Annotated in this window: 4 protein-coding genes and 2 pseudogenes; all 6 read right to left on the bottom strand. The window is 38.4% G+C overall.

Translation table 11 applies throughout. The features are described from left to right. Nucleotides 1–4,485, bottom strand: a 4,485-nt coding sequence (locus ACFIME_RS09245) for a hypothetical protein (RefSeq protein ID WP_375684843.1), incomplete at its 3' end; no start/stop codon positions are given. Nucleotides 4,486–5,308: 823 nt separating this feature from the next. After that, nucleotides 5,309–8,285, bottom strand: a pseudogene (locus ACFIME_RS09240) (Vomp family autotransporter); the annotation flags it as partial. 336 nt (nt 8,286–8,621) lie between these two features. Further along, nucleotides 8,622–9,989: pseudogene (locus ACFIME_RS09235) on the bottom strand (hypothetical protein); the annotation flags it as partial. 868 nt (nt 9,990–10,857) lie between these two features. After that, nucleotides 10,858–11,355, bottom strand: coding sequence for a hypothetical protein (locus ACFIME_RS09230; RefSeq protein ID WP_375684842.1), 498 nt, complete (start codon nt 11,353–11,355; stop codon nt 10,858–10,860). Between the two features lie 133 nt (nt 11,356–11,488). After that, nucleotides 11,489–11,731, bottom strand: a complete 243-nt coding sequence (locus tag ACFIME_RS09225; RefSeq protein ID WP_375633132.1) for a hypothetical protein — start codon at nt 11,729–11,731, stop codon at nt 11,489–11,491. Between the two features lie 413 nt (nt 11,732–12,144). Further along, on the bottom strand, nt 12,145–12,580 hold a 436-nt coding region (locus ACFIME_RS09220), incomplete at its 5' end, for a YadA-like family protein (protein ID WP_375684841.1).

Raw genomic sequence — 12,580 nt, 5'->3', positions numbered from 1 at the left:
TGCAATATTGATCGTAGCACCATCTGTCTCCGCACCAATCTTGATAGTCTTGCTGTCTGTATCCTGTTTAACTAGGCTATCGCCTACGACCTTGGTAAGCTCTTTTTTTACATTTGTGATAGAAGTACCTACACCCTCAAAGGCAGAAGCTACATCAGTATAGCTTTTATCTTTTTCAGTACCATCATCATTGAAGGTCTTAATCTTGAAACTTGGAGCAGTCCACTCTCCACTCTCATACTTGGCACCTCCGCCAAAATACGTAGCAACCTTATCACCTAATGAATAAAGCTGAGAACCATTAACCGCTTCGCTTGAGTCTTTAGAAACTCTTCCAGCCTGAAGAGACGTAATCTTGCTATTCCCTTTCGTATCTCCTTCTCCATGCTGCGCTACAAAAGCTTTATCCGCTTCACTCCAATTCAAAGAATCACTTTTAACGGTTTGAGCAAGACCTTTGATCTCTTTATCAAGCTGCCCTTTGTTAACCGCTTCGTTATCATTCTCTGCCGCCTTCACACCAGAAAGTGTCCGATCTGTACTCGTATTATCTGCTATACTGATTGCAGAACCACCTTTTCCAGAACCTATGCTAATAAGTTTTGTATCATTATCTTGCTTAACAAGGCTATCGCTTACAACTTTGTTAATCTCTTTGTGAATATTCGTGAAAGATGTACTTACGCCATCTAACGCATCCGCAACATTATTATAAGTTTCCTCTTTCGAATTGCCTGTATCATCGAATTTTTTAACCTTGAAACTTGGGGCAGTCCATTCACCTGCATCATCATAGCCTGCACCACCACCAAAATATTTCGCTGTATGCTCAGCAATCTTAGTAACATTTTTATTGGTTGTAAAAAGTTGCGAACCATTAACCGCATCCGTTGAACTTTCTGAAAGTTCACCAGTACTCACACCGGTAAGTGTCCGTTCCTTACCTTCATTGTTAAGAATACTTACTTCCGTACCGCCTGCTGCCTTACCTATGGTGATAACACCCGATCCCCCTGCACGAAGACTACGACTAAAGCTCGTCTCTTCTTCTTGCTTAACAAGGATACTGTCTCTTACATCGACAATCTCATCATTAAGTGTCGTGAAAGCACTGTTAACACCTTCAAAAGCAGCAGCAACATTATGATAAATCTTTGTATCACCTTCTGTGCCATCAGAATCAAATTGTGCAACTTTGAAATCAGGTTCTGTCCATTTGCCTTCCTCATACTTGGTATTACCACCAAAATATTCTGCAAGGGCTGTGTTCGTAGAATGGAGCTGTGAACCATTCACGGCATCGGTTGATTCCTCTGAAAGTTTACCATTTTCAAGAGAGGTAATTTTGCTATTTTTTTTATCCTCTTTTTCTCCATGCTGCGCACTAAAGGCATTTGCATCCTTGCTCCATACCAAAGAATCCTGTGCAACTCCTTGTGAAACCTCTTTAATCCGTGCATTCACATTCTTGATATTTGCATCAAGAGCTGAAAAAGCGGTTCCAACACCTTCATATGATTTATTTGTTACATCACCCTCTTTAGAAACTGTCGATAAGTCATAGCTGGGAGCTGTAAAAGTGCCATCAGCACTAAACGATGCTTTGCCTCCTAAAATTTTTGCTAAACTCGCAGCTATGGTATTAATCTGTCCACCCGTAACCGCATCGCTCGAACCCGCCACTAGAGAACCATCAGCCAGCGATGTGACCTTGCTGTTTGTCTTTTCACCTTCTTTTCCATGCAAGGCTACAAAAGCATTACTCTGATTACTCCATGATAAAGAATCCTGTGAAACTCCTTCTGAGACTTCCTTAATACGATCGTTAACGGTTTTGATATTCTCATCAAGTCCTTTAAAGGCTGTTTCAACACCTTCATACGATTTATTTGTTACATTACCCTCTTTAGAAACTGTCGATAAGTCATACGTTGGTCCTGTAAAGTTTTTGCCATCAAAGGATACAGCGCCACCTAAAATCTTTGATAAATCCGAAGCTATGGTATTAACCTGTCCACCCGTGATTGCATCATGTGAATCCTTGGCAATCTTACCATCGGCAACATTATGGAGACCTACAGCTGTCTTATCTTTACCACCTAAAGTCACACTCGTGTAATTAATGCCGCCATTATCACCATCTTTTTTATCGTAATGAACAACGGCTGAATCATCAGACTGAAGGCTGGTAGAAAGATCCTTCAGACTTTTATCAAGCTGACCTTTGTTAACAGCTTCATTATCCTTTGTTGCTTCACCAACACCTGAAATTATCCGATCCGCACCAGTCTTGTTGGCTATATTGATTTCACTGCCTTCTACTGCAGCTCCAATAGTGAGACGATGTGTTGTTTTGTCTTGCTGAACAAAGCTTTCGCTTTCTACTTTGTTAATCACATTATTAACCTGTTCAGTCAATTTATTCTGAACATTCGTGATAGAAGTACCTACACCTTCAAAGGCAGATGCTACATCAGGATATTCTTTGTTTTCTGTTTCGCCATCATCCTTAACGGACTTAACAGTGAATTTAGGAGCAGTCCATGCGCCACTTTCATATTTAGCACCACCACCTAAATACTTAGCTATATTCGTGGCTACAATTGTAACATTTTGATTTGTAGTAAACAGCTGTGAGCCATTAACCGCTTCATCTGAATTTGCACTGAGATCGCCACCTAATAAACCGGAAATTTTCCGTTTCCCATTATCTTTATTCAGAATGCTGATTTCAGTACCACCAGTTCCTTTCCCAATGGTGATGAGACCTGTACCCCCCGCACGGAGACTACGCGCTAATCTATTTTCTTCTTCTTGTTCTTGCTTAACAAGGATACTGTCTCTTACATCAGCAATTTCATTATTTGTTGCAAATAACTGTGAACCATTCACCGCTTGTTGTGAAGTCTCAGTGAGTGCTGCAGCCTTAACTTTCTTTATCTCTTTACCTCCAGCATCAATACCATCGGTCGTTATTTTGGGGCCTCCAGAAATCACTAAGCCTGTTGCATCTAGGGCAGTTGTGCCTGCCTTTAAGCTCGTTAATGTAACATCCTTAGCTAAATCAAATTTTACCTTATTATCCTTATCACCTTTTGTAATGTTAAGATTGGTACTGCCAGTAGAAAAATCTACTCCACTATCCATAATGACTGTTTTAGCATTTTTACCGTCAACAGACAGTTTCCAACCATTTTGTCTTACGACCCTTTCTAAGTCTTTTAATTGTATAACATTCACTGCATCTGCATCTTCACTACCAGCCGCTACACCTGTAATTTGTCGTGTTTTGCCAGCATCAACATCACCAACACTAACAGCACCTGACGTAGATTTCCAATAAGATACCTCATTCGTTGCAGGTCCCTGCAGCACAGAAGTATATCCTGAAACACCAGCAGCCCTATTAGCTCTAGTATGGCTTCCTATTGCAACACTCCCTTCCACCATCCCCAAAGCGTCGTGACCTAGCCCGATACTATCCAACGCCTGCGCTTTTGAATAGTAACCGATAGAAATGCCATTGTTAGCATTATCCCATACCGATGAACGCTGACCAATACCAATCCCATTTTCTCCTCGGACTTTAGCAACACGCCCTACGGCAATTGAATGATTACTCTTCGCAGTTGTATAATCATCTGGATATTTATCTGTAATATCATCAGAACCTATTGCGATACTATGCAGACCCAAAGAGTGCGCCGAGCGCCCTATAGAAATACTATTCAAACCTGTCGCCTCTGAACTATACCCCAAAACGATAGCATTTTTTTCTGTCGCCTTTGTAGAGGGACCTATAGCAACAGTATTGTCAGCGAATGCTTGTGCAGTAACACCAATAGCAATTCCCTGATAATTCTTAGCTTCAGATGATAAACCGATAGCTATTGTTCTTTCAGCTGACGCACGTGCAGCGACGTAAGAACAGTTTTTGCCTTTACCACAGTCATATGTTTGCTTATTGCCTATCGCAATAGACGACACAGAGGGCGCACTCGCCGCCTCACCCAACTCAACACCTTTGCCACCACCTCTCTGCATTTCACTAACAGGAATAAGTTGTCTTGCTGTCAAAGTATTTATTACAGAACTATTATCAGTCTTTATTGTGGAATTCTTATCACTGTTACCAGAAAGAGTATTGATGAGAAAATTTGCATAGTCACTGGTAGCATCCACCTTAGGTGTCGTCGCAACACTCAACGCTGTTATATAATTCTCCTTTGACGCACTAGAAGCATCTAAATCACTGTTATCGCTATTATAAGCAGAGATAACATTTTGTGGAGTTCCTACAACAGCACTCTCGACACCTTCAAGGAACATTTTGCTTAAATCGACATTTGCCGAAAAACTAGGAGAAACATTCGACAAAAACGCAACTATTGCAACCAACAAAAGCACCCTCACCAAAGACAAGGGATAAGGAAAATGAGTCCCATTTGCATCATCGTGTGCTAATGTGGCATATAATTTTTTCATAACAAATTCTCCAATGAAAAAACTTAAAAACACCTCCAAAACATAAAAAAGACACATTTTAGCATTATTAATCTCCCTGGAATTCATAATAGAGGATCGTTGCTTAGGATGTGAACATTTTGAGTCTTTTGTTTTGTTTGTGCTTTCTGTATTGAGATCTAAATGTTTGTTTTTGGTTTATGTTTTGTGGACATAGAAATAATATATTTAGAATCTAAGGGTTTTAGTGTGCTGTTTTTTACTAACTAAAAAAGAGGTCTTCCATATTTAATATTATTTTTTACTTGGTAGTCGTTACTATAAAATGCTTTAAAAAAGGTTTTAGTATGTGTTTTCTTAATTATAGACTTTAGTTTTATTAGAAAGCATTTTTTTATTAATAACAAGTAAAATAAAAAGAGATTGTAGTATGTCCGATATCTAACTTGCTTCGGATAATTGTTTTTTAGTTAGGACTTCTCTTCTTAAAATATTATGTAATGATATATGCGTGATCCTTTGATGTATCTTTTATCTTTACGCACTACTTATCCCCCCTTTGAAAGTTATTTTATCAAAATGAGTCTTATTAATATACATTCCTGCATGACTATAGACTGTTCAAGAAAATAGCAACATAAAAATATAACTTTTTAGCAATATGGATTCTACTGTGATCTTTTTGCAATAAAAGCATATAAGGGGCTTCTATAAAACATCAAAGTTTATATCGTCATCAAATATTATGCTTATCTCTAGATAAATACTGTGCGTCTGTAAAAAAACATTCACCCTCATTTCAATAAATAAGGGTGAATGTTTTGTTCGGTTTTTATTGTTCGTATTATTTTATTTTCAGAGTGATTGCACCACCTATTCCCCAATGACCACCAGCACTCGTGGCAGAGAGATTAGAGCGGATTTTTCCATTTTCAGATGTATAACCAGCTCCAAGAGCAAATGCCGATTGTCCACGCCATGCGCCGCTACCAAATGAGACACTCAAAGATCCTGGTTCGTCGAAGTAACGTAGATTGGACACTGCTAGACCAACCGCCGCTGCTTGCCTTGCTTCTTTGCGTACACTCTTAATGTCATAACTTAAAATATTAAACTTCATATCTGTATATTGGTGAGCCCGATCAACGGCATCATCAATAGCATCGATAACGATATTATTCACCCGTTGATCTGTGTAATGCTTTGATTGATCAAGAACGACCTTCATCTGCTGCTCAGTGTAATCATGCAGTTGACCACCATTAACAGCTTCTTTCGAACCTTGTTCAATACGACCATCCGCAACATTATCAATCATAACAGGTTCACTTTCATTCCCACCTTTTAGAGTGATCTTATTGGTCTTTTTACCATCAACATCTTTATCATAGTTAACTGCACCATCAGAAAGATTATTAACCGTGTTCTCAATATTATCAACTCTGTCTTCAATATTGAAAACTGTTTCACCAATATTCGTAACCGTAGTGGAAATATTGTCGACTCTGTTTTCAATATGTTTAATATCTTTTTCAACGCCAGTGATACGTTCGTTGGTCTCCCAAAGCTGTCCACCATTGACTGCATCTTTTGAACCTTCTGCAATTTTACCATCTGCTACATTGATAATCTTACTTGGTTGACCATCATGGCTAGCGTCATAAGCTTTTTTCTGCTCATTCCAATTTAAACCATTGGACGAGACATTGTTTTCAACATTTTGAATGCGGTCGTTTATCTTAGACATACTCTCACTTACACCGTCAAAAGCACTGGCAACGTCATGATAATCCTTCTTTTCAGCAGAACTCCCGTTAGCCTTGAAATGTGTTATCTTGAAAGTAGGAGCGGTCCATTTTCCATTATTATAACCAGCGCCACCACCAAAATACGCAGCCAATTGGTTGCTCATCAAATAAAGCTGCGAACCATTTATAGCATCTGTTGAGTTAGCAGAAATATCTCCATTGGCAAGAAACTTAATTTTGCTATTGGTTCTTCCCTCTCCATGCTGTGCTACAAATGCCTGCTCATCACCGNATATTCGTGATTTTTTCATTGACATCTTTTACCACATTCGTCAGATGCGTATTCACACTCTTCACATTTGCATCAAGACCACTCAAAGCTGAGCCAACGTCATGATAATTGGCTTTTGCCACCTGACCATCTTCAACAATAACAGATAAACTATAGTTTGGTCCTTTAAAAGCACCATTTTCGAACGAGGCACCACCACCAAAATAATTTGCTATATCTCCAGATATTTTATTAATTTGGTTCCCATTGATTGCATCATGCGATCCTTGCGCAATTATGCCATCTTTAACATTATGGAGAACAACAGGGACTTGGTTATCCATCCCACCTAAAGTTACGCTACCATAATTAACGGTACCGTTTTCTTTATCATAAAGAACTGCAGCAGCACTTGTAAGATTAATATCATTAGAAATCTTCTCTATACTTTTATCAAGCTGGGCTTTGTTAACAGCTTCATTACCATTCACAGCTGCCTTCACACCAGAAATTGTCCTATCGTTGCCTGCATTATTTGCAATATTAATTATAGAACCTCCTGTTGCCTTACCTATGGTGATAGTACCTTCATTTTCCTCCTGCTTAACAAGGCTATTTTTTGCTGCATTAGTGATTTGATTTTGGATATTCGTGATAGAAGTATCAACAGCATTAAAAGTAGATTCAAAATCATTATGTGGCTTACCCTGAATAGTGTAAGTGGGAGCCTTACCGTTAGATATATCTGCACCACCACCAAAATATTGTGATGTATTTTGAGAAATTTTTTCTAGATCATTCGTAACAGTGATAACATTCTGATTAGTAGCAAAGAGCTGCGAACCATTTACTGCATCGGTTGAATCTTCAGAAATGTCTCCATTGGCAAGAAACTTAATTTTGCTATTGGTTTTTTCCTCTCCATGCTGTGCCACAAATGCTTGCTCATCATTACTCCACAATAGAGAATCTTTAGAAACACCCTCAATTTTCTGAGTAAATTCATTGGCTACATGTGTTAAGCGGCTATTCACATTGTTGATATTGTCATCAAGCCCTGTCAAAGCGTCACCAACATTATTATGGTCTTTAGATACTGCTACGCCATCTTCAGAAATGCGCGATAAATGATAGAGCGGACCGAACAAAATACCGTCGCTAAATTCCGCATTCCCACCCAAAATGTTTGCTACATCTCCAGATATTTTATTAATTTGGTTCCCATTGATAGCATCATGCGAATCTTCAGCAATTTTCCCATCTTTAACATTATGGAGGGAAACTGGTGCTGTAGTCTTATCACCACCCAAAGTTATGCTATTATAATTAACGGTATCGTTTTCTTTATCATAGAGAACTGCAGTAGCACTTGTAAGATTAATATCATTAGAAATCTTCTCTATACTTTTATCAAGCTGGGCTTTGTTAACAGCTTCATCATTTCGCTCTGCAGCTTTTACACCAGAAATTGTACGAGCATCACCAGATTTGTTTGCAACATTAATTTCTGTCCCCCCCGTTATCACACCAATGGTAATAGTACCTGCATCTCCTTCCTGCTTAACAAGGCTATTCTTTGCTGCATTAGTGATTTGATTTTGGATATTCGTGATAGAAGTATCAACAGCATTAAAAGTAGATTCAAAATCATTATGTGGCTTACCCTGAATAGTGTAAGTGGGAGCCTTACCGTTAGATATATCTGCACCACCACCAAAATATTTAGATGTATTTTGAGAAATTTTTGCTAGATCATTCGTAACAGTGGTAACATTCTGATTAGTAGCAAAGAGCTGCGAACCATTTACTGCATCGGTTGAATCTTCAGCAATATCTCCATTGGCAAGAAATTTAATTTTGCTATTGGTTCTTCCCTCTCCATGCTGTGCTACAAATGCCTGCTCATCATTGCTCCACAATAGAGAATCTTTAGAAACACCCTCAATTTTCTGAGTAAATTCATTAGCTACATGTGTTAAGCGGCTATTCACATTGTTTATATTCTCATCAAGCCCTGTCAAAGCTGTACCAACATTATTATGGTCCTTAGTTACTGCTGCACCATCTTCAGAAATGTGCGATAAATGATAGTGCGGACCAAACAAGATACCGTCGTGAAAGTCCGCATCACCACCAAAAATACCTGCTATATCTCCAGATATTTTTTCAATCTGGCTACCATTAATTGCATCATTCGACCCTTTTGCAATTGTACCAGCTTGTACATTATGGAGAGAAACTGGTGCCGTAGTCTTATCACCACCCAAAGTCACGCTATTATAATTAATGGTGCCATCTGCATTTTTATCATAAAGAACCGCAAAGTTATTTGCTTCTTTAATGACCTTAATACTGTCCGTGATATCTGCAATTTCACCATCAAGTTGTTTTTTATTAACGGCTTCATCATCCTTAACTGCTTCTTTCACACCGGAAATTGCACGAGCATCACCTGATTTGTTTGCAATATTAATCTCTGTGCCTTCTATTTCCTTACCGATGATGATACGATTTGTCTCTTCTTCTCGCTTAACAAGGCTATTGCTTTTTATAGTGTCAACAACATCTGCAATCTGACCATCGAGCTGTTGTTTATTAACAGCGTCGTTATTGTTTACAGCAGCCTTCACACCGGAAATTATCCTATCTTCACCCGATTTGTTTGCAACATTGATTTCAGAACCACCTGTTTCTATACCAATGGTGATACGACCTTCTTCTCCACCATCTTGCTTAACAAGACTATTTGCTGCTATTTGATTTTTTATCTCTTGTAGCTGCGCAAAATTCACTGCATCATAAGATTCTTCCCCAGCTGCCACTCCTGTAATCTGCTTATTGCCAGCATCAATACCATCCACAGTTATTCTAGCCCCATCAGCAAATATAATGCCATCATCACTTATAGAGCTTCTCCCAGCGGTAACTCGTTCCACTGTAATATTGTTAGCTAGATCAAATTTTACATTATTGTCTTCCGCACCTTTTGTAATCTTAAGGTTATCACTTGCAGCCGACAAATCTACCGTGCTCGTTATACCAATCGTTGTGGCATTTTTACCCCCAATAGATAGCTGCCAACCTTGGTCTACGTAAGTTTTTAACGCTTTTAGCTGTGCAACATTAACGGCATCGGTAGAATAACTACCAGCAGCCACTCCTTCAAGCTGGCGTGTTACCTGATTTTTATAATCACCAATAGTTGCTGCATGCGCAGTACTTTTCCATACCTCACTGTTTTTATTTTTTTCGCTTAGCTCGATAGGACTGTAACCGCTAGCGCCAGCAAGCGATGTAGTCGAAGAACCGTCCCCAAGAACAACATTGCCATACGCCCGCGTTTCAGCCGCACGCGTTTCAGCATTCTTATCTATAACAATAGCTCCATTACCATCAGCCCTCACCTTTGAGGAGTAATCATTCGCGAATGTATATTCCCCAATGCTATCTTGATTATCATATACGGAACCTATCGCAATACCGTCTAGCCCTGAAGCGCGAGCCATAGAGTTTATAGTAAAACTTTTCTCTTTTGCCGTATATTTCTCTGGATCTAAAACAACAGCTTTTTTAGCCCTCTTATCCCTTTTTGAATCAGAAACGAGCGTGCCATTCGCTGTGAAGATGTTTTGCGCATCTTCCCATGCAAATTTTCCGTCGGCTGTTAAAACATTTATTACAGAATTATAACCATCCATACCACTGTTATAATCATCATACGCAGAAATAGTACTTTGCGGATAAACTACAGCGGCATTCTTCACATTTTCAAGAGATGCCTTTGTTAAATCGAGATTTGCTGAAAAAACAGGAGCAGCATTCGATAAAAATAAGGCAACCGCAGTTCCTAACGACGCTACTTTAAACAATGATGATCGACAATGTGAGCGAGAAAAACTCAAATCACGCAGATTTTGTGTAGTGTATAATTTTTTCATAATACCCCCTTCATAATAATAGATTAAAAACACAAAAAAGGTATAATCTAGAACCCTAAAGCTTTCTTATTTCCCTTGCATGTCCGCGCTCTTACAGCCTGTGTTTTTAGGACATAAATAAAATTAAGACGTAAGCTGTTGTTTCTGCAACGCCTTTAGAGGGTAATTAGGGGTAGGTTCGTGAAAGTCAATTTGAGGAAGGTAAAAAAATACTTAATATTAGAATGGATTTTGTTTTTCTATCAAAGGTTGCATGTCGTTTTTAGCTTTGATCTCTTTGAAAGAAATATAATTTTTGTACCTATTGATTATCCGCTTAGGCATCAGTTTATTTTTCGTGAATAAGATTTTTATTTCATTAGAGGATTTATGAAAGCTTTTTACTAAATGCCCCATCTATATCCTTACTAATGGTAATGTGTCTCGTTGCTATATCCTATTTTACAAAAATACTCACTGCTACTTGTTCTTTTATTCCCTTCAGTTGTGAAAAATTCACTGCATCAGTATTGCTAGTTCCTTCTGCAACATTTGTTACTTGTTTACTTGCCGCATTAATACTACCGGTGGTTATTTGCGAGACATCAGTAATTACTAAGCCTGTTGCATCTACTTTTGTTTTTTCTCCTAATGTTATGCTTTTCAATGCTATATCATTAGCCAAACTCAATATGAGCTTATTTTCATCGTCCTTATCTCTTTTAACCCTGAAGTTACTTACTCCAGATGAAAAATTTATTGTACTATCTAGCACCCATATCTTTAACTTCCTCACCAGCAATAAACAGTTTCCACCCTTTTTTCTTACAACTTCTTCTAAATCCTGCAACTGTCTAAGGTTCACTGCATCGGTAGGTTTGCTACCAGCTGCTACGCCTATAATTTGTTGCATTATATTCTTACTAGGAACACCAATACTTACTGCAACTTTCATACTTTTCCATTGAGATTCAGGGTTTTTAGCCGGTCCTTGCAGAAGAGACGTATACCCAAAAACGCCATCAGCCCTACCGGACACAGAGTTGTTCCCAATAGCCCCCCATCAACCGTCACTTTAGAATAAGAACCTAAAGCGATACTTCCAACCCCATTTGCTTTTGAATAGAAGCCCATAGAAATAGCTTCTTGAGCAAATGTATATGCACGGAGTAACCAAGTGAAATCGAACCATATTCTAAAACTTTAGAAACAGCTCCCACTACTGTTGAATAATCACTCTTCGAAAGAGTATAATCATTTTCCCCGTATTCGCTCTTCTTATTATATTCACTACCTATTGCGATACTGCTTTTCTCTAAAGCGTAAGCCATATTACCTACAGAAACGCTCCATTCTTTTTCCGTTTGCGCTCCACTACCCTAAAGCAATACTTGTGTTTGGAGTACGTTGCATATCTGTAGATCGTTGCATTATAAAGCATACGTTTAAAACTATACGAAAATAAAAGCTAAAACTGTCTCCTTTTAATAAAGGGTATATTCGTATTGACATTGCGTGAAGCATTTTAACAAATCAAAATAATAGCAATCAATTTTTTGAATCTTTACCACTAAGGTCTTTTATTCTCAACAAAGTTGTCAGAGGCTTTTATATTCGGATTTTATATAATTACGGGAGTTTTATACATTTAGAATAGCTTTAGAGAGCTCTGGAAAAAGATAAAAAATTTGCCTTTTTCTTATTTAAGAAAAGGGCAAATCAATTTTATGGATTTAGTCGTTTATTAGTTGAGTATCACATTAACCCCTGCACTTATACCCCAGTGACCTCCAGAAGTGGTAATTGACAAGTTGGAACCAATATCACCGTTCTCTGAAGTATAACCTGCACCAAAAGCAAAAGCAGATTGACTACGCCATAAACCACTACCAAATGCGATTGTTAATTTTCCAGGAATATCACTATAGCGTAAACCAGCTACCGCTAAACCAACAGCTGCTGCTTGTCTTGCCTCTTTTCGAACATCCTCAATAGCATAATTTAATGTCGAAAACTTCATATCCGTATACGAATTAGCCTCATTAACTCCATCTTTTACAATATGAGAAACTTTCTCATCCGTATACTTATTAGCATCCTCAAGAACTATCTTCATCTGCTCTTCAGTATAATCATGCAACTGACCACCATTAACAGCTTGCTGAGAACCTGTTTCAATC

Origin of the sequence: Bartonella sp. AP1QHHD (assembly GCF_042196265.1) — a bacterium.
Taxonomy (GTDB): domain Bacteria; phylum Pseudomonadota; class Alphaproteobacteria; order Rhizobiales; family Rhizobiaceae; genus Bartonella.
This window is presented reverse-complemented; position numbering and strand designations above follow the sequence as displayed.

Excerpts from the sequence above, each read along its gene's own strand:
- ACFIME_RS09230 (WP_375684842.1), bottom strand. The coding sequence starts at position 11,355 with ATGAAAGTTGCAGTAAGTATTGGTGTTCCTAGTAAGAATATAATGCAA.
- ACFIME_RS09225 (WP_375633132.1), bottom strand. The coding sequence starts at position 11,731 with ATGGCTTACGCTTTAGAGAAAAGCAGTATCGCAATAGGTAGTGAATAT.